Here is a 21903-nt window from a genome sequence, read left to right on the forward strand (position 1 = left end):
AACAGGGGGTCTTGTGACCGACACAAATAGCGACGCCGCGTTTGTTGAATTTCAACGCGTTCAAAAGTCTTATGATGGCGAGAACCTCGTCGTCAAAGATCTCAACCTGGCAATGCCAAAGGGCGAATTCCTGACCATGCTCGGGCCGTCCGGATCAGGTAAGACAACCTGCCTGATGATGCTTGCTGGATTCGAAACCGCCACCCATGGCGAGATTCTTCTGGATGGAAAACCCATCAACAATATCCCTCCGCACAAACGTGGCATCGGGATGGTGTTCCAGAACTACGCTCTGTTCCCGCATATGACTGTAGCCGAGAACCTTTCGTTCCCGCTGGAAGTCCGCAAGCTGGGCAAGTCCGAGCGCGAGGAGAAGGTCAAGCGCGCGCTGGACATGGTGCAGATGGGTGCCTTCGGCAATCGTCGCCCCGCGCAGTTGTCGGGTGGTCAGCAGCAACGGATCGCACTGGCACGTGCGCTGGTGTTCGAGCCCGAACTGGTGTTGATGGACGAACCGCTGGGTGCGTTGGACAAACAACTACGCGAGCATATGCAGTTCGAAATCACCCGTCTGGCGCATGAACTGGGCATTACCACCGTCTACGTGACCCACGACCAGACCGAGGCATTGACCATGTCCGACCGTGTTGCGGTGTTTGACGATGGCCGCATTCAGCAACTGGCCCCGCCGGATCAGCTGTATGAAGAACCCGACAACAGTTTCGTGGCGCAATTCATCGGTGAAAACAATACCCTGGAAGGTGTTGTTAAATCCATCGATGGAGATACCTGCCTTGTGCAATTGGATGACGGCTCGGAAATCGATGCGGTGCCGATCAACGTGCACAATCCGGGCGAACGTACCAAGGTCTCGATCCGGCCCGAGCGCGTAGAATTCAATAAAGACCGACTGCATGCCGATGCACATACGCTGAAAGCAACGGTCAAGGAATTCATCTATATGGGCGACGTGTTCCGCTTCCGCATGTCGGTGGCGGGCAATGACGAGTTCATCGTCAAAACACGGAATGCCCCCGACGCCATCCGTCTGAATCCCGGACAGGAAATCGAGATCGGCTGGCTTGCAAAGGATTGTCGTGCGCTCGACGCATAGACCAAGCCGCGCGGTACAAACGTGGCTTACCGAGGGACCAGCTGGCGAAAACCCGTGCGTCAGCTGACCAAACAACAAACGGGAAGTACTGGGAGTAACACATGAAAACTACCAAAACACTGCTGACAGCAGCTGCTATTGCGACAGCGGCTGGCGGCGTTTCCGCCGAAGAGATGACCATCGTCTCGTGGGGCGGCGCCTATTCCAAATCGCAGCTCAAGGCTTATCACGAGCCCTATTCGGAGAAGACCGGCGTCACCATCCTGAACGATGACAGCTCGAACGAGGCCGTCGCCAAACTGCGCGCGATGAACGAAGCGGGCAACATCACATGGGACGTGGTTGATGTGGTTGCGGCGGACGCAATCCGCCTCTGCGACGAAGGTCTAGCACTTGAGATCGATTTCGACACTCAACTGGCCCCTGCCCCCGATGGCACGCCTGCCTCCGAAGATTTCGGTGACCTTCTGGTCAGCGACTGCTTTATCCCGCAGATCGTCTATTCAACCACTTTCGGTTATCGCACAGATCTGGTCGGTGATACTCCGCCAACCGACATCTGCGCAGTATTCGATCTTGAAGCCTATCCCGGCAAGCGCTCGCTGGAAAAGCGCCCGATCAACAACATGGAATGGGCGCTGCTGTGTGACGGCGTCGCAAAAGACGACGTCTACGACGTTCTGGCCACTGCTGAAGGTCAGGACCAGGCCTTGGCCAAATTGGATACCATCAAGGACAGTGTCGTCTGGTGGTCTGCCGGTGCCGACACGCCACAATTGCTAGCCGATGGTGAAGTTGTCATGGGTTCGACCTATAACGGCCGCCTGTTCAGCGTGATCGAAGAACAAAAGCAGCCGGTAGCGATGCTGTGGGATGCTCAGGTATTCGATCTTGATGGCTGGATCATTCCGGCTGGCCTGAGCGAAGAGCGTCAACAGCGCGCGCTGGACTACATCATGTTCGCAACTGACACGCAGCGTCTGGCAGATCAGGCCAAGTACATCTCGTACGGCCCGGCTCGTGCCTCCTCTGCACCGCTGGTAGGTCAGCACGCCGATCTGGGCATCGACATGGCACCACACATGCCGACCGATCCGGAAAACGCCAAGAACACGTTCCTGTACAACTACGAGTTCTGGGCGGATTACCGCGACGATATCGACGCCAAATTCCAGGCTTGGCTGGCGCAATAAGCGTCTGATTTCCTGAGATTGTCGGGGGCGGCCTATCGCCCCCGACCCCAAAAATACCCAAGGGGTAACGATGACTGACGCCACCCAAAATACTGGTCCCATGCTGGCCGCGGACGGCACGCCACTCAAGCAATCGCTGGCCCGGTCACTGCGACGGCAAAAGCTGCGGGCCCTGATGCTGGTCGCCCCACTGCTGCTGTTCGTTATGTTCTCGTTCATCGTGCCTATTGCGGCGATGCTGTTCCGATCTGTGGAAAACAGCATCGTACAAGAGACACTGCCCCTGACGGTTGAAGCATTGCAAAGCTGGGATGAAACCAGCAGCGAGTTGCCCGACGAAGCCGTTTATGACGCCTTTGTCCGCGATATGGTCGTGGCCGTCGATAACAAGACACACACCCGGCTGGGTTCGCGTCTGAACTACGAAGAGACAGGCATGTCTTCGATGTTCCGCCGCTCGGGTCGGAAAATGGGTAAGCTGGACCCCGAAACCGATGGGCCGTTCAAAGACCAGGTCATCGAGATTCACGACGGCTGGGGTGAACCGCAGACTTGGGCGGTTATCAAGACGCATTCGCCCGCTGTCACCAATGGCTATTTTCTGAACGCTGTGGACATGCGCCGCACGCCCGAGGGCGCGCAGGCGCAGCCCGAGGACAAGCAGATCCTGATCAAGCTGTTCGGGCGCACTTTGTTCATGTCGCTGGTGATCACCGCGTCCTGTATCCTGCTGGCCTATCCGGTCAGTTATTTGCTGGCGACACTTCCGATGCGGGTGTCGAACCTGCTGATGATCCTCGTGTTGTTGCCCTTCTGGACGTCATTGTTGGTGCGAACCTCGGCGTGGAAGGTGATGTTGCAGCAACAGGGCGTGATCAATGAAACATTGGTCTGGCTGGGACTGGTCGCCGACGACGCCAGGCTGGTGATCATCAACAACCAGATCGGCACGATCATAGCTATGACGCATATCCTGCTGCCGTTCATGATCCTGCCAATGTATTCGGTGATGCAGACCATACCGCCCTCGTACACCCGCGCCGCAAAATCCATGGGCGCGACCAACTGGACGACATTCTGGCGCATCTACTTCCCGCAATCCATTCCTGGCATTGGCGCGGGCTCAATCCTCGTGTTCATTCTGGCGATCGGCTACTACATCACGCCTGAAATCGTTGGCGGCACCAAAGGTGTCTTTATTTCGAACCGGATTGCCTATCACATCTCGTCCTCACTGAACTGGGGGCTGGCCGCGGCATTGGGAACGATCCTTCTGGGCGTCGTACTGCTGCTCTACTGGTGCTACGACAAGATTGTCGGCATTGATAACGTGAAGCTGGGATAATCGACATGGCCGCACTTACTCCGATATCCCGCAAACCTTTGTCCATGGTTTTGCCAAGCGTTGCGCTGGCAGGCGCCTTCGCCGGTATCTTTGTCGGCGCGGGCAATGGCTCGGTCTTCCTCGGCATCATTGGCGGTGCAGCCTTGATCGCCGCTGTGGCCTGGGTCTACATCACGACACTCAAGAACGAAAAACTGGCACGATGGATCAATATCCTTGGCTTTGGCATCGTCGGTTTTCTGTTCTCTGGTCCAATGGGCGGCGTTCTGGGCCTGTTGGGTGGATGGTTCTTCGTCTGGTTTATCTTTTGGCTGTACGAAGGTCGATATCGCCAAAAACTGTTGCCCTATCTGACCGCGAAACAAGTGTTCTATCACTACTTGTTCCGGGTGATCTGCGGCGCGATCTTCGTGTTCCTGATCACCCCGATCCTCGTGGTTTTGCCGCTCTCGTTCAACGCGCAGGATTTCTTTACCTTCACGCCAGAAATGCTGCGGCTCGACCCGGAAGGGTACTCGCTAAAGCACTACCGCGATTTCTTCACCAACAATGAATGGCAGCGCAGCTTCAAGAACTCGCTCATCATTGCGCCGATTGCGACGATCATCTCGGTCTCGCTGGGCACGCTGGCGGCCATTGGCCTCAGCCAGAGCCACGTTCCAGGCCGCCGCGCCATCATGGGCATCCTGATCTCGCCAATGATCGTGCCGCTGATCATTTCAGCCACAGGCATGTTCTTCTTCTACAGCGATATCGGCCGCTTCATGGAGGGAACACTGGGCATGAACAAGAATTTTGTGGGCTATGTGAAAGTGATCCTCGCTCACGCCGTTCTGGGTATTCCATTCGTCATCATCACCGTGACCGCAACGCTAGTGGGCTTTGACCGCTCGCTGACGCGGGCGGCTGCGAATATGGGCGCGGGTCCGGTGCGGACATTCTTCAAGATTCAGATGCCCTTGATCCTGCCGGGTGTGATCTCAGGCGGCCTGTTTGCCTTCATCACCTCATTCGACGAGGTGGTCGTGGTACTGTTTGTCGGCTCGGCTAGCCAAAAAACGCTGCCATGGCAGATGTTCACCGGCCTGCGCGAACAGATCAGCCCGACCATTCTGGCGGTGGCCACGATCCTCGTGGTGATCTCGATTGCGCTGCTGACCACGGTCGAGCTGCTGCGCCGCCGGTCCGAGCGCCTGCGGGGCCTTTCCCCCGCTTGACGCAGGCCTAGGTCTGATCTAACGATTCACCTGTTCATCCCAGCCGCGATGGCGTCGCGGACGCACTGGGATGATCGGCTCTCGGACCCCGAGACCGCCTGTCCTGAACGCCGGGACAAGTGGCCGGGTTTGCCGCCCGGCAATGATGAGAGACCAAGTCATGACAGACACAACAAAACGCCCTGAATTCTTCACCTGCCACAATGGCGACAAAGCGCCCCTGCCGTTCAGCAAGGGCGAATACGACCGCCGCCTTGGCGCCCTGCGCGCAATCATGGCCAAGCATGACATCCCCGCAGTCCTGCTGACCTCGATGCAGAACATCGCCTATTATTCCGGCTTTCTGTACTGCTCATTCGGCCGCCCCTACGGCTGCGTGGTAACACAGGACGCTTGCACCACTGTCTCGGCAAACATCGACGCGGGCCAACCGTGGCGGCGCTCGGTTGAGGACAACGTCATCTACACCGACTGGAAGCGCGACAATTACTGGCGCGCAGTGGCCAGCCTGATCGGCGGGGCCAAACGGATCGGGATCGAAGGCGACCACATGACATTGGCGGCGCGCAACACGGCGCTGGACATGCTGGGCGGACCGGAACTGATCGATATCGCACCTGACACGATGTTTGCCCGCATGGTGAAATCCGCAGAAGAGATCGAGCTGATCAAAGGCGGCGCGCGCACCGCTGACGTGGGTGGGGCCGCCATTCACGCAGCTATCCGTGAAGGCGCCACCGAGATCGAGATCGCCATGGCTGGACGCGACGCGATGGAAGAGGAAATCGCCCGCGCCTACCCGGATGCCGAATACCGCGACACATGGGTCTGGTTCCAGTCGGCGCTTAACACCGACGGCGCACATAACCCGGTGACTAAACGCGCGCTGCAAAAGGGCGATATCCTGTCGCTGAACACCTTCCCGATGATCTCGGGCTATTACACCGCGCTGGAACGCACCCTGTTCCTGGGCGAGCCCGACGCAGACAGCCTGCGCCTGTGGAAGGCCAACGTTGCCGCGCATGAGCTGGGCCTGAGCCTGATCAAACCCGGCGCGACCTGTTCGGGCATCACGGCTGAGATCAACCGCTTCTTCGCGGATGAGGGCCTGCTGCAATACCGTTCGTTCGGGTATGGCCATTCCTTTGGTATCCTCAGCCACTACTACGGGCGCGAGGCGGGTCTGGAGCTGCGCGAAGATATCGACACGGTGCTGGAACCCGGCATGGTCGTCTCGATCGAGCCGATGCTGTGGATTCCCGAAGGCCAACCCGGCGCGGGCGGCTATCGTGAACACGACATCCTTGTGGTTGGTGAAGACGGCGCCGAGAACATCACCGGCTTCCCCTATGGTCCCGGCCACAACATCATCGGGGCATAAGAAAACGGGTGGGGCTGATGGCCCCACCTACTACCGCTGGTTGCGTTCGTGAAAGATGAAGCCGAGAAAGTTCAGCAACAGCTGCGCTGCCAGAATCTGGGTGCTCTCGGTCGGGTCATACGCAGGCGCGACCTCGACCAGATCGATGCCCACAACATCCCCGCGTTTGGCCAGACCCTGTAGAATTTCCAGTACATCGTAGTAGAGAAACCCGCCATGGCTGGGCGTACCTGTGCCCGCCGCGATTGAAGGGCAAAAAGCGTCGATATCTATCGTTACGTAATACCGTGCCCCCTGCGGGATACGCGCCAGCACTGCCTCGGCCCCCAGTTTGCGCACCTGCCGCACCGACAGGATATCCGAGCCCCGCGCGCGGGCGTCCTCGTAGCCCTCTTTCGCAGTGGATGAGACATTGCGGATGCCCAACTGCGTCATGCCCGAGACATAGTCTTTCTCAATCGCCCGCCGCATCGGGTTGCCATGTCCGGCGGTCACTCCGTGGCGTTCATCGACAAAATCCAGATGCGCGTCGATCTGCACCACATGGATCGGGCCGTTCTGCGCGCAATCCTCGGCGAAGGCATTGATACAGGGGATGTTGATCGAATGGTCCCCGCCAATAGTCACCGGCAAGGCCCCTGCTTTCAGGATCTTGCCCACCCCCAAGGCGATATTCGCATGGCTCTCGTCGGTCTTGGTATGGATAATATCCGCATCCCCCAGATCAACGATCCGCACGGAGCCATCCAGATAGGTTGCGTCATCTTCGTGATCATAAGCCCCGGCGTGGCCGAAACTGAACAGGGTCGAGGCTTCGCGCACGGCCCGAGGTCCAAACCGCGCCCCCGGTCGCCATTGGGTCCCGAAATCGAAGGGCGCGCCGAGAACGGCGATATCCGCCTCTATCTCATCCCAATTCTCAACATATGGAGATTTGGCGAAGGTTGAGATGCCGACAAAAGGCAGGTTTAGTCGCCCCGCCTTATAACCATGGTCTTGCATGGGTATTTCCTTTTTCATTGCCACTGTCACGTTCGATGACATCAATCGCAGCAGCATCTTGTGCTCAGGATGGACCAATGTCGAGATGCCCGGCGTGCAGCTTCAGTATTTCGAGCCACTCACGCGAGTGTTGCGTGTATGTGATCTGCTTTGCAGGCAAGATCGAATATGAACCCGATCGGAGGATGCCATGTCGATTCCACGTCGCAGCTTTGTCGGCCTGTTGGGGGCAAGCGCTGTAGCCCCTCGCGCTCTTTGGGCGCAGGATGACCCTGTCTACGATGCCGTACGTTCAACTTTGTATGGCAGTCGGACCGATTTCGAAGCCGGGATGGCGTTCCTGACCGAGCGCGGCAACCCGGACGTTGTGCCCGCGCTTTTGACGGCGATGCGCTATGGCAGAAGGCGAGAGCGAGACATTGCCAAAGTCATGGAAGCGTTGAGCGGCGCGCGCCACGGCACAGACTGGTTCGAATGGATGCTATGGCAAGAACGGAACGCTCAGATTGTACCTCATCCATCTTTGATACCGTTCAAACGCGAAGTTCTTTTGGGCATCGATCAGAACTTCGACGTTTTCCTGAAACCCGAATATTTGCAACGCGACAAGATGAAGATTCGGCTGGAAGAGATCAGTTGGGGTGGTGTGCTCAAGGACGGTATCCCTTCGCTGGACAATCCCAAGCTGATCCCGGCGGCGCGGGCGGACTACATGAAAGACGACGATCTGGTCTTTGGCGTCTCGATCAACGGCGATGTACGCGCTTATCCGCTGCGCATCATGGGCTGGCACGAGATGTTCAACGAGGTGATCGGAGGCGTTCCGGTAGCACTGGCCTATTGTACGCTGTGCGGATCGGGGATTTTGTTTGAAACGCAGGTCGAGGGGCGGCGGAAGCCGTTTGTATTTGGCTCGTCCGGGTTCCTGTATCGGTCGAACAAATTGATGTTCGACCGTGAGACGCATTCGTTATGGAACCAGTACACAGGTAAGCCCGTGGTCGGACCGCTGGTCAACAGTGGGATCGAGCTGAAGCAGCGTCCTGTGGTGATCACCCGCTGGGACAGCTGGAAGGCGTCGCATCCGGATACGCAGGTGCTGTCGCTCAGCACCGGTCATCGGCGCAACTATGGCTCGGGCGTTGTGTATCGCGATTACTTTGCCTCACCCGATCTGATGTTCCCGGCCTTGGTCGATCAAAGTCGGCATCGCCAGAAGGACTACGTGTTCGCCGTGCGCCAGTTCGGCGCGGCGCGGGCGTGGCCGTTGGACGCGTTCAAGGGCAAGCCGGTGATCAACGATGCGATTGGCGGGCGGGCACTGATGCTGATGGGCGACCCGGACAAGCGCAGCGTGCGCGCTTACGAGCGTGGGTCGCGCCAGTTCCGCGCGACCACCGATGGCGGGCTGCTGGACGAAACGGGCAACAAGTGGCGCGTCACCGAAGAGGCACTGATTGGCCCGGATGGCGCAGAGTTGCCGCGCGTCGCGGGACATATCTCGTATTGGTTTGCCTGGGACAATTATCTGGGCGACGCAGCCAGCGTTTACGGACGCTGATCAAGAATGTTCCTCGGCCGCTGTGGCGGCCAGCGCGCGGTTGTAAGCTTTCAGCGCGTCGATGTGATAGAGCGCGCCAACGGGGTTTTCACAGCCGTCCTTGTCGATGATCACCACCGGGATGCAAGGGATGTCATCGCGGTCGAAATATGGCATCGCGGCCTCAAGCGTGGCGCTGGCCTTGACGCATAGGCCTTGTTCGATCAATGCCTGCGCGTCTTCCTTGGAGATCGAACGCGCGTCCCCCAGCGGGCGCATCACCGCGCCTGCCCGCAACATTGCCAGCAGGTACGCCTGCGGCCCGGCGGCCAAGTGCACATTGCGTCGTTCCAGCTGGGTCAGGAAGAAGGACCGGTCCACAAGGCGCGAGGCCAGCGCAGTGGACATCGAGACCGAAACCATCACGGCGAGGCCGATCTGCCAGTCTCCGGTCAATTCAAACACGATGAGCGTGGTTGAGATTGGTGCGCCCAGCACCGCGGCAGCCACCGCGCCCATCCCGGCAAAGGCATAGAGCGTATGGGTGCCTGACACATCTGGCAGTAATCCGGTGGCGATCAGGCCGAAGGCCAACCCGGTCAGCGCTCCGATCATCAATGAAGGGGAAAACACACCACCACCCATGCGACCGCCCATGGTAATCGCCACTGCGACGGTCTTGATGACCGCGAACAGGATCGCGGTCGTCAGCACGAGGTCCCCGGTCAAAGCACGGATCGTGGTTTCGTATCCCACGCCGATGATGTGCGGAAACCAGACCGCCAACAGGCCGAGCATCGCGCCCGAAACACCGGGGCGCAGCCAGCGAGGCAGAGACAAGCGGTTTTGGATATGCGTGCCGATATCCTCGGCGAAGAAGATCGATCGCATCAGCAGTAGCGAAACCAGCCCGCAAATCAGGCCTAGGATCAGGAAGGCGGGCAGCTCGACATAGAATTGCAACGACCCGGGCGTATCCAGCGTGAATTCGGTCACGTCACCATAAGCCAGCCGGTTGATCACGGTCCCCGCGACCGAGGCGATGACAATGGGCGCAAAGGCATGAACGGCGAAGTGGCGCAGCACAACCTCAAGCGCAAACAAGGCCCCGGCGATGGGGGCGTTGAAACTGGCCGAAACAGCAGCGGCCACAGCACAACCCAATAGGTCGCGCCCGGTGATGCCGTCGGCGTGGATACGGTCGCTGACCCAAGTCGAGATGACCCCGGCCATATGCACAACAGGTCCTTCCCGCCCCGTGGATCCGCCAGAGCTGAGCGTGATCAGCGAAGCGAAAAAAGATGCAATACCGGCCTTCTTTTCGACCCGTCCATCAGTGATGGCCGCACCCTCGATCACATCAGCTACCGAACGCACACGGCCATCATCGGTGTACCTGTTCAGGATGATCCCGACGACCAACCCGCCGACCACAGGTGTAAGGAAAATCCAGAGCCAATGCAGCTTCTCAGCATGGCTGTGCAGGAACAGGATATCTTCGGTGTTGTAGAGATAAGCCTGCAACGACGAGATCGCCATCCGGAATCCCAGCGCCATGAAGCCTGCAGCGATCCCGATGACCAGAGCAATAAACCAGAACTGAATCTGGCTGGGGCCACGATGAAGCATTACCCGCCATGCATCCCGCAGCGCCGAGAGGGCTTGATTGAGCTGATTGCGCAGCACGGTGCGGGTCGATTGGGTCATTGGCCCTCGTTGGGGTGGTCGCCTGACCCTTAGTAAGCCACGCGCGCGCCTTAGAAAAGTCGGTTCACGACAAGATGCTCACAGAATGCGCGTCATGCATCCAACAGGGCACGGGCAGCGGCACGTGCCTCATCCGTAATGGTGTCGCCTGCGACCATCCGGGCGATTTCGTCGACGCGGTCGGGGTCGGCCAGCGGGATCACGGTGGACAGGGTCTGATCGCCGGTGACCTGTTTCTGCACCCGCCAGTGATGCGCCGCCCGTGCGGCCACTTGCGGCGAGTGGGTGACGACCAGCACCTGCCCGCCCTGCGCGAGTGCGGCCAGACGGCGGCCCACCGCGTCCGCCGTGGCACCGCCGACACCGCGGTCAATCTCGTCAAAGATCATCGTGCGGGCACTGTCTTCGCCCGTTAGGCAGACCTTAAGCGCCAGCAGAAAGCGGCTGAGTTCGCCGCCCGAGGCGATTTTGTTGAGCGGCCCTGACGGCGCCCCCGGGTTGGTGGCGACGGTGAAGGCCACCGCGTCGGTGCCTTCGGGGCCTGCGTCGGTCGCGGTGATCTCGGTCCGGAACACGGCGCGTTCCATTTTCAGGGGCGCGAGTTCAGCCATTACTGCGGTGTCCAACGCACTGGCGGCCTTACGGCGCGTTTCGCCGAGTGCGGTGGCCGCGTTGTCATACGCAGCTTGTGCCGCGTCCACAGCAGCGCGTTTGTTTCTGAGGTCGGCGTCACTTGCATCCAGCCGGTTCAGGCGGTCGCGCAAGGTATCGGCGAAGGTGCCCAGATCATCGGGGGCCACATCGTGTTTCCGTGCCAGCGCGCGAATGGCAAAGAGGCGTTCCTCGGCCTGTTCCAGTTCCGCTGGGTTAAAATCGAGCGCTTGCAGACAAGCGTTGACCCCATCCTGCGCCTCGCCCAGTTCGATCAGGGCGCGACCCAGCGCTGCAATGGGGCCTTCCAACTGGCCACCCGCATTGTCCGACACGCCTTCCAGCCAGCGCACGGCATCGGCCATCGCGCCCTCGGCCCCGTCGCCGTCCAGCAAGGCAAAGGCACGGGCCACGTCATCGCGAATCCGCTCGGCCCCTTGCATCATGCGGCGGCGGGCGTCGAGATCTGCATCCTCGCCCGGCTGCGGGTCAAGCTGATCCAACTCGGCAACGGAATGACGCAGGAACTCTTCTTCGGCACGCATAGCGTCCAGCGCTGCCTCAGTCTGCGCCAGAGCTTTGCGGGCGATGGACATCTGGCCCCATGCGGCACGCACGGCGGCCAACTGATCCCCTGCCCCGGCATAGGCATCCAGCATTGCGCGATGCCCGCGTGGATTCAGCAGGCCTCGGTCATCATGTTGGCCGTGCAGTTCGATCAGAGTATCCGACAGCGCCCGTAACACTTCGCCCGAACAACGGCGGTCATTGACCCATGCAGTCTTACGTCCCTCGGCGGTGTTGACGCGGCGCAGGATCAGCTCCTCGCCACCGGGCAGACCCGCCTCGGCCAGAATCGAATGGGCAGGGTGATCGTCAGGCAGTTCAAACTCGGCCACAACTTCGCCCTGCGCGGCCCCCTGACGAACCAGCTCGGCGCGCCCGCGCCAGCCCAGCACAAAGCCCAGCGAATCCAGCAAGATCGACTTACCCGCGCCGGTTTCACCGGTCAAAGCATTCAAGCCCGGCTGAAACGTCAGCTCCAGCCGGTCGATGATCAGCATGTCGCGGATATCAAGGGCGCGCAGCATCGGGTCTTTAGCGTCCCAAGCCTTTAGCCATGGCCGTTACAACCACTCACCCTTGACGGTCTGGCGATAGATCGTGCTGAGCCAATTGTTACCTCGGCTCTTTAGATCGAGACCACGCGACGTCAGCAACGTGTACCCCGCGTCGTACCATTCTGAGGACTGATAGTTGTAACCCAGAATCGCACCCGCGGTCTGCGCCTCGTCCACCAGTCCCAGCGCCAGATACGCCTCGATCAGGCGATAGAGCGCCTCGGCGGTATGAGATGTGGTCTGAAAATCCTCGACCACCACGCGGAATCGATTGATCGCCGCAGTGAAGTGATCCTGACGCAGATAATAGCGCCCGATTTCCATCTCTTTGCCAGCCAGATGGTCGAAGGCAAGGTCGAATTTCAGTACGGCAGATGTGGCATACTCACTGTCTGGGTAGACTTCGATCACCGTGCGCAGCGCCTGCAGTGCCTGAAAGGTCAGCCCCTGATCACGACCCACTTCGTCGATCTGATCATAGTAGCTGAGCGCCAGAAGATACTGGGCATAGGCGGCGTCTTCGTCAGTGGGATAGAAATCGATATAGCGCTGCGCGGCGGCGCGGCTTTCTTCATAGTTCTGGTCCGAATGGAATGAGAACGCCTGCATGATCAGCGCACGTTTCGCCCAATCGGAATAAGGATAAAGCCGCTCTACTTCAGAGAAATACCAAGCCGCGTCGTCCGAGCGATTCTGCGACAGCTCGTATTCACCGCGGGTGTAAATCTGTTCAGGCGTGAAACCTTCGAGGTTTTGGCTGCGGTCTGCCCCACGGTTACCAAACAGACCTCCGGCATTGCCACATGCCGTCAAAGTTGCTGCCAGAAGAAGCGCACCTGCGATTCTGACTGCCGCTTTGCTGCCAACCATTCCGCCCATCCTTGTCGTCTACTTAGCGGGAATTACCCCTGATCGGGCCTCGGTCTAGCACATAAAATTCCAGTGCAAAACGCCTTATCCACCCTCATGGCGCAAATGTCGTCAGAGTTGATCAGATCACGCAACCTGCGGGATTTCGCTTCGCACAAGGCCCTGGCCGGGCAGACGCGCGGCTTGTTCAGGGGTACAAAGGATCGGACGCACAGCGCCCGGTGTTTCGAACAGTTTGCGCAGCAATGTGTTGGTCATCGAATGCCCCGACTTCTCGCCGACAAAGCGCCCCAGAATCGGACCGCCTGCAAGATAGAGATCACCCAGAGCGTCCAGCATTTTGTGGCGCACCGCTTCATCCGTGTGACGGAAGCCACCCGGGGTCAGGACTTCGTCGCCCTGTACGACTACCGCATTGTCCAATGTGCCGCCCAAGGCCAATCCGTTTTCACGCATCGCTTCAACATCTGTGCGGCGGCAAAACGTGCGACTGTCGCAGAGTTCACGCGCAAACGAACCATTGCGCATGTCCAAAACCTTTGTCTGGCTGCCAATGGCGTCATCTTCGAAATCAATGTGGAACTCGATCTCCAGACCTTCCGCAGGCGCGATCGATGCCTTTGCGCCTTCGCGTTCAACTGAGATGGGTTTAAGCACCTCATAAGCCAGTACCGGACTGGCCTGACGACGAACGCCTTTGGCCATGATGCCCTGAACAAAGGCCACGGACGAGCCATCCATGATCGGGACTTCGGGACCGTCGATTTCAATCAGTGCATTATGCACACCACATCCGGCAAGTGCCGCCATGATGTGTTCCACAGTCGATACCGACACATTCGCATCGTTAACCAATCGTGTGCAAAGAGGCGTCCGCTCAACAACATCATAGATAGCGGGGATCAACGCATTGCCCAGCTCGATATCAGTCCGTTTGAACCAGATTCCATGACCTGCCGCTGCAGGCTTCAGAACCATCGTCGCAGGCTTGCCGCTATGCAGCCCAGTGCCCACAAACGTGACTGAAGATTTGAGCGTATGTTGCAATGTGAGCCTCGGTGAGTTGTGTCCAGCCTATCAGGGGCTGTGTTGCACCCTCAACTAAGGAAGGGGGCGTTAAGGCTCAACTCACCTTTTGCAACCGAATGAAACATGAATGTGACACATCGGCAAATCCCTGCTTACACCAGCTCAACACTTTGTGTTTCCACAAAAAAGGGCCGCGCGATGGCGGCCCTTCGGGATGATTTTGTTACCGCGATCAGTTGGCCTGACGCCTTAGGAAGGCGGGAATTTCGATGCGCTCCTGATCAGGATCGGCTTCATCCTGAACAGGTGCCGTTGCGTCAACCGACCGCATCGCAGGCTGTTGGCGTACCGGTTGAGCGGGCGTATCGGCCGCATGGCCGGTCATCCGGTCAATCAATCGGTTGAAGCCAAAACGCGGGCGATCCTCGGTCGCTTGCTGCGGCTGAGGAGCCGGTTCGCGAGGCGCCTCAGGCGTCGGACGAAGCCGGTTAGAAGGTACTTTCTGAACTGCGGCCTGCAACCGCTGCATCGCTTCCGGAGACGGTGTGCCGGGGGTCTGGGCACGCGGTGCGACGTAGGAGTCGACTGTCTCTTCGACTTCGGGTTGCGGTTCGAACTGCGCGACCTGAGGCTGATAGGCGGGCGGGGGCAGCCCGTCATCGTCCTTCTCGGCAGCGGGTTGTTCGTCTTGCCAGCCCTCGTTGAACTCGACATCTTCGATGGACTCGAAGAGCGTGGGCGCAATGTTGTCCTCAGCCGGGGCCTCATCTGCAGCGATTTGTTCAGGCGTGGAGTCTTCTGCCGAAACCGTGCGTGTCAGCGGAGCCGACATCGAACGGCGGGCGACCGGTACATCTTCGCTTTTCTCGCTGGCATCGATACCGGTGGCAACGACTGAAACGCGCATTCCGCCTTCCATCTCGGTGTCGAGGGTCGAACCGACAATGATATTGGCCTCCGGGTCCACTTCCTCGCGGATGCGGTTGGCGGCCTCGTCCAGTTCGAACAGGGTCAGGTCGTGCGCACCGGTGATGTTGATTAGCACACCCTTGGCACCCTTGAGGCTGATTTCGTCCAACAGCGGGTTGGCAATGGCCTTCTCGGCTGCCTGAATGGCGCGATCTTCACCGGTCGCTTCGCCTGTGCCCATCATCGCCTTGCCCATCTCGTCCATCACGGCTCGAACGTCGGCGAAGTCGAGGTTGATCAGACCCGGACGCACCATCAGGTCGGTTACGCCTTTGACGCCCTGATACAGGACATCGTCGGCCATCGAGAACGCCTCGGTAAACGTTGTCTTTTCGTTGGCCAGACGGAACAGGTTCTGGTTCGGAATGATGATCAGCGTATCAACGACTTTCTGCAGCGCATCAACGCCGTCTTCGGCCTGACGCATACGCTTGGCGCCTTCGAACTGGAAGGGCTTGGTGACAACCCCAACGGTCAGAACACCCAACTCCCGCGCTGCCTGCGCGATGATCGGGGCTGCGCCGGTGCCTGTGCCGCCACCCATGCCGGCAGTGATAAAGCACATATGCGCACCCGCTAGGTGATCGACGATCTGTTCGATGCTTTCTTCAGCTGCTGCAGCACCCACGGTCGGACGCGCACCTGCACCTAACCCTTCGGTGACTTTGACGCCCAGCTGCACCCGCGCCGACGAACGGCTTTGCTGCAGCGCCTGTGCGTCTGTGTTGGCGACGACAAATTCAACGCCGTCCAGCTGTTTTTCAATCATGTTGTCGACAGCATTGCCCCCAGCGCCGCCAACGCCAAATACGGTAATCCGAGGCTTGAGTTCGTCGTGCCCGGGCATCGAAAGATTTAATGTCATGCTCTGTCCGCCTGTTTTTTATGTTGCCGCAAAATGCGGTTTTTCTGACCTATCCACAGTCGATTTTACTGTGTCATTTCGGAAACGTCACCAGAAAAATCGCACGAATCCACAAAATATGGAGGAAATAAGGCAGCAAACAGCGGCATTTCGCTGTTACCGCGACATGTTGCGGCGAAAGGCTCATGCGCCACTACACACGGAAAGACCCCACCCGCCTTGAGGGGATGCGAAAACTTTTAGTCACTCGTTTGGTCGCGGAAAACTGCTCAATGTCCTGCCGCTGAGCCTCTGCCGGGCCTTGAACCTTATTTTGCGGTAATTTGGCAGTTGCCGCAACTGATTTCTTTAGCCTACCGGGGCACTTGGGCAATTCAGGCCATCTTCAGAGATGCTACGGACCTCTTGCGTTTCGCTGCCGACGAAGCGCGCCAGCCGCACCATCAGCCGGTCATTGTACAGGTAGGGCCACCAGCAGACTGGCAGGCCATCGGGCGCATCATCGTACAGAAAACAGATCTGGCCATTTGGCGTGGTGATCTGGCCATAGACACAGCCCCGCCCCTCCATCCGCCAGACCGAGAGAGTCGGGCTGAGGAATTCCTCGGTCCCGACCAACATACCGCTTCGGATTTCATGGAAGGTGATCGTTTTGCCAACGACGGCGCTCAGAAACGCCTCTGGCGTAATCAGGGTTTGAGCCGGGGCCGCAGCGGGCCCAAGGGCCACGCCAACGGCTGCACCACGCAGGGCATTACCAATTGTCACGGAACCAGCGCACGGCGCGCTTGAACGGGCGCGCGGCATAGGTGTCGACCGGGATCTCAAAATCCCACCATTCGTCCTGAGGATGCGCCGCAAACAGGCTAAGCCCCACTGCCGAAGAAAAACCGGGCCCGGTCGCGGATTGCGGCAGGCCATGAACGCGCAGCGGGCGGCCTAAACGAACACGCTGACCCAGAATCCGGCTGGCAAGCCCGTCTAGCCCCATGATCTGGCTGCCACCACCAGTCAGAACGATCTGCTGGCTTGGCAGGTGGTCGAAACCGGCAGCGTCCAGACGAGTACGCACCTCTTCGAGAATCTCCTCGACGCGGGGGCGCATGATGCCGATCAACTCGGCACGGCTGACGGTACGGCGGTCATGCTCCCAATCGCCAGTATCGCCACCGATGTCGATCAGGTCGCGATCATCGGCTCCGGTCGCGTGAACGCCGCCGTTAAAGGTCTTGATCCGTTCGGCCACCGCTGCGGGCACGCCGAGGCCCATCGAAATGTCGCTGGTCACGTGATCCCCGCCCATGCGCACGCAATCGGCATAGATCATGTGTTTCTTCATGAAGATCGAGATGCTGGTGGTGCCGCCGCCCAGATCGATACAGGCCGCGCCCAACTCCTGTTCGTCCTCGACCAATGCGGAAATGCCCGAGACATAGGCCGAGTTCGCAATCCCCGCCAGCTCCAGATCGCAGCGCTTGATACAGCGGACGATGTTCTGGATCGCCACCGCATCGACGGTTAGCATGTGCATATCCACTGCAAGGCTCTGCCCCAACTGCCCACGCGGATCGATTAGTCCCGAGCGGTTGTCGAGCGCGAAATTCACCGGTTGCGCATGCAGTACCTCGCGCCCTTCGCCGTAATCGGGCACATCGCAGGCGTTCAGGACACGACCGACCTCGGCTTCGGTAACTAGTTGCCCTTCCAGATCGACCTGTGCATCCAGCCCGTACGAGCGCGGGTTCGCCCCTGAGAAGGATGCAATCACGTGATCCACGCGGATATCGGCCATCTTCTGCGCCGCCTGCAGTGCGGTGCGGATGGCGCGTTCGGTTTCTTGCATCGCAGTGACTTCGCCGAACTGCACCCCGCGCGAGCGGGTGGTCGCAGCGCCAATGACGCGGAACCCGGTCTGACCGGCCATCGAGCCGATCGAGTTATCCTCGGACAACCGCCCCGTCCCGTCGAAGCGCAATACAAGGCAAGCGATTTTGGAGCTGCCCACATCCAGAATGGCGACGACGCCGCGTTGCATCGCCTGCCGGCGCATCTGCCGCATAGCCCTTTGGGACTGATAAAGATCGGTCATCATGGTCGTTACTGCCCGCTACTCACATCTACTTTTGTGTTCCACCAGTCTTCGCTGGCCGTTTTGTTCATTCGGATGGTCGGTCGCTGCCCCAGTCGCATGTCGACCACGGCCACGTCACGTTCCAGAAGGTCCTGCACCTCGTTCACCGCCAACACGCGTTCCAGTGCGCGGGCCGGGCGTCCGGTCGGCAGCATGATGCGCTGGTTGCGATCCAGCACCAGATCCCAGCGCCGTTCGCCAACGCGCACCAAACCGCGCACGCGGTCGCCCAAGCTGCGGGCAGTGGTCAGGATTTGCAGCGCCTCGGGGACATGTTTGTTCGCGCCCTTCCCTGCGATCAGTGGCAGGGCTGCGTGATCGGCGCGTGCTGAAACACGGTCAACATGGGCTCCGGTTTCATCCAATAGCTCGATCCCGTCTCGGGTGCGCCAGACGATGACCGGCTGGCGTTCGACCACATCAACCTGAAGAATCCCGCCGGCGCGAATGCGTACGGTTGCCGATTTCACCGGGTCAAGCCCGGTGATGGTGTCGCGGATCAACTCCACATCCAGATCCCACGAGCTGAGCGGGAAATCGAGCGGCACGATCTCGCGGATATCCTCAGACAGTGCGGTTCCTGCCCCGTCGATGGCCATCAGGTTGACCATGAATTCGGGGCGCTCCTGGATCGAGGTCTTGATGTCGGCGATATAGGTGCTGACCGCCTCACGACGTTCTTCGGCGGCAAAGAAGCCACCCACCAAACCAACGACGATCAGAACCGGCAGGCCAATTTTTAGCCCGCGCCGGATGCCGGGGGTGAGCATCCAGCGCTGAAAGCGGTAGCTGAGGCGCGAGGGCGCGGGGTCCGCGTTGCGCGCGCGGCCAAAAAGACGCGCCCCGCGCAAATGCAGCTTAGGTTCGGTTTTGGGCTCGGGCCTTGGCGCGGCGGTGAAATCGGCATCCGGCCCCGCCAACGGTTTGGTCCGGTGAATCACCGGCGCGCGGGTGGCGGTCAGCGGTCGCATGAGGCGTCCTCCACCATCCAGGCGCAGAGCTGGCCGAAACTGATGCCAAGATGCTCGGCCTGTTCGGGCACCAGCGAAGTCGGCGTCATGCCGGGCTGGGTGTTGGTTTCCAGCAGGAACAGCCCGTCGGCACCCTTGCTGTCATCCCAGCGGAAATCGGTGCGGGACACGCCGCGACACCCCAGCGCATTATGCGCCTTAACCGCATAGTCCATGCAGCGGTCAAAGATATCCTGCGGGATCTCGGCGGGCAGCACATGCCACGAGCCGCCGGGCTTGTACTTGGCATCATAATCGTACCAACCGCCATCGGTCATGATCTCGGTCACCGTCAGGGCGCGATCGCCCATCACGGTCACGGTCAGTTCACGGCCCGCGACGTATTTCTCGACCATCACCTGATCAGGCATCGCCTCGTCCAGTTGCGGCGGGCCGTTGGCATTTTCATGCACGATATAGATGCCGACGCTAGAACCTTCGTTGTTGGGCTTAGCCACATAGGGCGGCTCCATCACATGGACCTCGACCACCTCGACCTTGGGAACGATCAGGCTGGGTACGATAGGTAATCCTTGGGCGGCGTAGACCTCTTTGCTGCGTTGCTTGTCCATCGCAAGGGCCGAAGCCAGCACGCCGGAATGCGTGTAAGGAATGCGCATCCATTCCAGTAGCCCCTGCACACAGCCATCCTCGCCCCAGCGTCCATGCAGGGCGTTGAACACCACATCGGGTTGGATATCGGTAAGGCGAGCAGCAAGGTCCGGACCTGCGTCCAGTTCGACCACTTCAAAGCCTTCACCCACAAGAGCGGCTGCGCATTCGCGCCCAGAGCTGAGAGACACCTCGCGTTCCGCCGAGGGGCCGCCCATCAACACCGCCACTTTGGGGTTTGTCCTGCTCGACATACCCAATGTGCGCCTCAATGTCCCCGGACCTTATGTGGTGGTCCGTACTGCGTTTATGCCTTTGATCCGTCGTCCTAATTTGCCTGTTATGGTCTGACGGTCGGGGCTTTATTCTTTCAGCGGATCACCGACCCGCATGATTTCCCACTCTAGCGTGATGCCGCTTGTTTCGTAAACCTTTTTTCGCACCTCTTCACCCAGACCTTCCAGGTCCGCGGCGGTCGCATCGCCCGTGTTGATCAAGAAATTCGAGTGCTTGGGGCTCATCTGCGCACCACCTTTGGTGGCCCCGCGCATACCCGCGTCATCGATCACTTTCCACGCCTTGAGGTCATGCACGTCGTCCGCGCGCCCAGTCGACGAGAACCCGGCTGGATTACGGAAGGTCGACCCGGCGCTGCGGTCCTTGGTGGGTTGAGTTTCGTCGCGCTTTTTTAGCTGCGCCTCCATGCGAGCGTGCAGCTCAGCTGGATCGCCCGAGGGGCCTTGAAACGTCGCCGAGATCAGCACCGCGCCTTCGGGCAGGTCGGACTGGCGATAGCGGAAGCTGAAGTCTTGCGGGGTCAGTTCCACGATCTCTCCGGCGCGGGTGACTACGGTAGCCTTTTGCAGCACATCCGCCGTATAGCTGCCGTAACAGCCCGCGTTCATGCGCACGGCCCCGCCAATCGACCCGGGTATCGTGCGCAGGAAAGTCAGGTCCACACCTCCATCCGCTGCTTTACGCGCCACATGCGCATCCAGCGCGGCGGCACCCGCGCTGACGGTATTGCCGTCGACCGAGATACCATTGAACCCGCGCCCCAATCGGATCACCACCGCCCGCAGACCACCATCACGGACGATCAGATTGGATCCGACACCCATAGGAAAGATGGGAACATCCGCAGGCAGATCACGCAGAAACGACTGAAGGTCTTCGGTATCGGCGGGTTGAAACAGATAATCCGCTGGTCCGCCGACGCGCAGCCAGGTGAGTTCGGAAAGAGAACGCGCCGCGGACAGGCGGCCACGGACGTCGGGCAGTTCGCTCATGCGCCTTCCCGCGATGCAAGGCTGCGCCCGCCTACTCCACCCATGATCACCGCAAACAGGAAGGGCAGGACCGCACCGGTCAGCCAGACGAAGGGCCCGAACGCCTGTTCTTCTTCTCCTGTTCCGACACCGGCCAGCACTATGATCAGTACCAGACCAAGGGCCGAGGTCAGCCCGATCAGCCACAGCAGTGCCTTGAGGCCGATCCAGCGCGCGGCGACAAAACCCGCAAGCGTCCCGAGGATCAGGGTAATCAGCGGCAAATAGGCGAAAGTGGCGATGTCGACCATGGGGGCCTCCTGAAAATGGCCAGTTACTTGTTCGCCGCCTTCATGCCCTGCATTTTCGCCTTTGTCCAACGGGTGAGGTAAATCACCGGCCAACGCAGAACTGACATACCTGCCGCCAGAACCAGCAGCCCGATCCATGGACCATTTTCATAGGTGACATAGCCTAGGATAGGGACGCCAACGGCGATCAGGAAATAGGCGCGCCGCCAATGGTTGTCCTTGCTGGGCAACATCGCCAACACGTTGGCGACAACACCCCACAGACCGGCAAGCGCAATCGACCAGTTCATTCCGACACCTCTTTACCCGTCCACTTACGCCAATAGAAGCGAATCGGGTTTCGGTACATCGAGACGAAACCGGCAATAGCCAACACTCCGACGAACCAGCCATAGTCAAAGCTCAGCCATAGGATCAGCGCGGGCGCGCTGGCGAATAGCACTACACCCGGTGGGAATTGCAGACGCATGGGCAGCGTCGCCACGATGGTGGAAGCGAAGACCCAAATCACTGCAAAGAGCACCGAGTACTGCATTCAAACCCTTCCTTTACCGGTGGCGTTTGGGG

20 protein-coding genes are annotated in these 21903 nt (G+C 59.6%); 6 read left to right on the top strand and 14 right to left on the bottom strand.

Annotated elements, in window-relative coordinates; all coding sequences use genetic code 11:
* The first annotated feature begins 13 nt into the window (after positions 1-13).
* From ACR0BT_RS10225 to ACR0BT_RS10245, 5 genes are all read left to right on the top strand, one after another.
* Positions 14-1114, top strand: a complete 1101-nt coding sequence (locus ACR0BT_RS10225) for an ABC transporter ATP-binding protein (protein ID WP_170401347.1) — start codon at positions 14-16, stop codon at positions 1112-1114.
* A gap of 101 nt (positions 1115-1215) precedes the next feature.
* Entirely contained in the window at positions 1216-2307 is a 1092-nt protein-coding gene (locus tag ACR0BT_RS10230; RefSeq protein WP_170391999.1) for an extracellular solute-binding protein, read from the top strand.
* A 70-nt stretch (positions 2308-2377) separates the two neighbouring features.
* Complete coding sequence (locus tag ACR0BT_RS10235; RefSeq protein WP_170512242.1) at positions 2378-3652, top strand: ABC transporter permease; 1275 nt, start codon at positions 2378-2380, stop codon at positions 3650-3652.
* A 5-nt stretch (positions 3653-3657) separates the two neighbouring features.
* Positions 3658-4869, top strand: a complete 1212-nt coding sequence (locus ACR0BT_RS10240) for an ABC transporter permease (protein ID WP_170662011.1) — start codon at positions 3658-3660, stop codon at positions 4867-4869.
* Between the two features lie 160 nt (positions 4870-5029).
* Positions 5030-6250 carry an aminopeptidase P family protein gene (locus tag ACR0BT_RS10245; protein ID WP_170692788.1) on the top strand — a complete coding sequence of 407 codons (1221 nt, stop codon included), beginning with the start codon at positions 5030-5032 and terminating at the stop codon, positions 6248-6250.
* A 30-nt stretch (positions 6251-6280) separates the two neighbouring features.
* On the opposite strand, the gene speB is transcribed toward ACR0BT_RS10245, so the two are convergent.
* Entirely contained in the window at positions 6281-7252 is a 972-nt protein-coding gene (gene speB / locus ACR0BT_RS10250; protein ID WP_480763083.1) for an agmatinase, read from the bottom strand.
* Between the two features lie 190 nt (positions 7253-7442).
* On the opposite strand from speB, the gene ACR0BT_RS10255 reads away from it, so the two are divergent.
* Positions 7443-8813 (top strand): DUF3179 domain-containing protein, encoded by a 1371-nt coding sequence (locus ACR0BT_RS10255; protein ID WP_170420850.1) that lies wholly within the window; start codon positions 7443-7445, stop codon positions 8811-8813.
* On the opposite strand, the gene ACR0BT_RS10260 is transcribed toward ACR0BT_RS10255, so the two are convergent.
* From ACR0BT_RS10260 to ACR0BT_RS10320, 13 genes are all read right to left on the bottom strand, one after another.
* Positions 8814-10499 carry a chloride channel protein gene (locus ACR0BT_RS10260; protein WP_170392011.1) on the bottom strand — a complete coding sequence of 562 codons (1686 nt, stop codon included), beginning with the start codon at positions 10497-10499 and terminating at the stop codon, positions 8814-8816. It lies immediately after the preceding gene.
* A 92-nt stretch (positions 10500-10591) separates the two neighbouring features.
* On the bottom strand, positions 10592-12241 hold the full coding sequence (gene recN, locus ACR0BT_RS10265; protein ID WP_480763084.1) for a DNA repair protein RecN: 1650 nt from the start codon (positions 12239-12241) through the stop codon (positions 10592-10594).
* Positions 12242-12277: 36 nt separating this feature from the next.
* Positions 12278-13141: an outer membrane protein assembly factor BamD gene (locus tag ACR0BT_RS10270; RefSeq protein ID WP_170392015.1), complete on the bottom strand. Its 864-nt coding sequence runs from the start codon at positions 13139-13141 to the stop codon at positions 12278-12280.
* A gap of 126 nt (positions 13142-13267) precedes the next feature.
* Positions 13268-14188 carry a UDP-3-O-acyl-N-acetylglucosamine deacetylase gene (lpxC, locus tag ACR0BT_RS10275; protein WP_170392017.1) on the bottom strand — a complete coding sequence of 307 codons (921 nt, stop codon included), beginning with the start codon at positions 14186-14188 and terminating at the stop codon, positions 13268-13270.
* Between the two features lie 214 nt (positions 14189-14402).
* Positions 14403-16004, bottom strand: coding sequence for a cell division protein FtsZ (gene ftsZ, locus ACR0BT_RS10280; protein WP_170635976.1), 1602 nt, complete (start codon positions 16002-16004; stop codon positions 14403-14405).
* 348 nt (positions 16005-16352) lie between these two features.
* Complete coding sequence (locus ACR0BT_RS10285) at positions 16353-16772, bottom strand: hypothetical protein (RefSeq protein WP_480763085.1); 420 nt, start codon at positions 16770-16772, stop codon at positions 16353-16355.
* Positions 16759-18093, bottom strand: coding sequence for a cell division protein FtsA (gene ftsA, locus ACR0BT_RS10290; RefSeq protein WP_170392023.1), 1335 nt, complete (start codon positions 18091-18093; stop codon positions 16759-16761). Before ftsA ends, ACR0BT_RS10285 begins: the two co-directional genes overlap by 14 nt.
* An 8-nt stretch (positions 18094-18101) precedes the next feature.
* Positions 18102-19106, bottom strand: coding sequence for a cell division protein FtsQ/DivIB (locus ACR0BT_RS10295; protein ID WP_480763086.1), 1005 nt, complete (start codon positions 19104-19106; stop codon positions 18102-18104).
* Entirely contained in the window at positions 19094-20011 is a 918-nt protein-coding gene (locus ACR0BT_RS10300; RefSeq protein WP_170392026.1) for a D-alanine--D-alanine ligase, read from the bottom strand. Before ACR0BT_RS10300 ends, ACR0BT_RS10295 begins: the two co-directional genes overlap by 13 nt.
* Before the next feature lie 108 nt (positions 20012-20119).
* Positions 20120-21046 (bottom strand): UDP-N-acetylmuramate dehydrogenase, encoded by a 927-nt coding sequence (gene murB, locus ACR0BT_RS10305; RefSeq protein ID WP_170392028.1) that lies wholly within the window; start codon positions 21044-21046, stop codon positions 20120-20122.
* Positions 21043-21336 carry a hypothetical protein gene (locus ACR0BT_RS10310; RefSeq protein WP_170401372.1) on the bottom strand — a complete coding sequence of 98 codons (294 nt, stop codon included), beginning with the start codon at positions 21334-21336 and terminating at the stop codon, positions 21043-21045. Before ACR0BT_RS10310 ends, murB begins: the two co-directional genes overlap by 4 nt.
* Positions 21337-21359: 23 nt before the next feature.
* A complete protein-coding gene (locus tag ACR0BT_RS10315; RefSeq protein WP_170392032.1) occupies positions 21360-21626 on the bottom strand; it encodes a DUF2484 family protein in 267 nt (88 codons plus the stop codon).
* On the bottom strand, positions 21623-21871 hold the full coding sequence (locus tag ACR0BT_RS10320; protein ID WP_170661993.1) for a DUF2484 family protein: 249 nt from the start codon (positions 21869-21871) through the stop codon (positions 21623-21625). Before ACR0BT_RS10320 ends, ACR0BT_RS10315 begins: the two co-directional genes overlap by 4 nt.
* Between the last annotated feature and the right edge of the window lie 32 nt (positions 21872-21903).

Source organism: Ruegeria sp. CJ6 (genome assembly GCF_056536665.1).

Coding starts and splice junctions, on each gene's coding strand:
- ACR0BT_RS10230 (WP_170391999.1), top strand. CDS start 1,216: ATGAAAACTACCAAAACACTGCTGACAGCAGCTGCTATTGCGACAGCG.
- ACR0BT_RS10235 (WP_170512242.1), top strand. CDS start 2,378: ATGACTGACGCCACCCAAAATACTGGTCCCATGCTGGCCGCGGACGGC.
- ACR0BT_RS10240 (WP_170662011.1), top strand. CDS start 3,658: ATGGCCGCACTTACTCCGATATCCCGCAAACCTTTGTCCATGGTTTTG.
- ACR0BT_RS10245 (WP_170692788.1), top strand. CDS start 5,030: ATGACAGACACAACAAAACGCCCTGAATTCTTCACCTGCCACAATGGC.
- speB (WP_480763083.1), bottom strand. CDS start 7,252: ATGCAAGACCATGGTTATAAGGCGGGGCGACTAAACCTGCCTTTTGTC.
- ACR0BT_RS10255 (WP_170420850.1), top strand. CDS start 7,443: ATGTCGATTCCACGTCGCAGCTTTGTCGGCCTGTTGGGGGCAAGCGCT.
- ACR0BT_RS10260 (WP_170392011.1), bottom strand. CDS start 10,499: ATGACCCAATCGACCCGCACCGTGCTGCGCAATCAGCTCAATCAAGCC.
- recN (WP_480763084.1), bottom strand. CDS start 12,241: ATGCTGCGCGCCCTTGATATCCGCGACATGCTGATCATCGACCGGCTG.
- ACR0BT_RS10270 (WP_170392015.1), bottom strand. CDS start 13,141: ATGGTTGGCAGCAAAGCGGCAGTCAGAATCGCAGGTGCGCTTCTTCTG.
- ftsZ (WP_170635976.1), bottom strand. CDS start 16,004: ATGACATTAAATCTTTCGATGCCCGGGCACGACGAACTCAAGCCTCGG.
- ftsA (WP_170392023.1), bottom strand. CDS start 18,093: ATGACCGATCTTTATCAGTCCCAAAGGGCTATGCGGCAGATGCGCCGG.
- ACR0BT_RS10295 (WP_480763086.1), bottom strand. CDS start 19,106: ATGCGACCGCTGACCGCCACCCGCGCGCCGGTGATTCACCGGACCAAA.
- ACR0BT_RS10300 (WP_170392026.1), bottom strand. CDS start 20,011: ATGTCGAGCAGGACAAACCCCAAAGTGGCGGTGTTGATGGGCGGCCCC.
- murB (WP_170392028.1), bottom strand. CDS start 21,046: ATGAGCGAACTGCCCGACGTCCGTGGCCGCCTGTCCGCGGCGCGTTCT.
- ACR0BT_RS10310 (WP_170401372.1), bottom strand. CDS start 21,336: ATGGTCGACATCGCCACTTTCGCCTATTTGCCGCTGATTACCCTGATC.
- ACR0BT_RS10315 (WP_170392032.1), bottom strand. CDS start 21,626: ATGAACTGGTCGATTGCGCTTGCCGGTCTGTGGGGTGTTGTCGCCAAC.
- ACR0BT_RS10320 (WP_170661993.1), bottom strand. CDS start 21,871: ATGCAGTACTCGGTGCTCTTTGCAGTGATTTGGGTCTTCGCTTCCACC.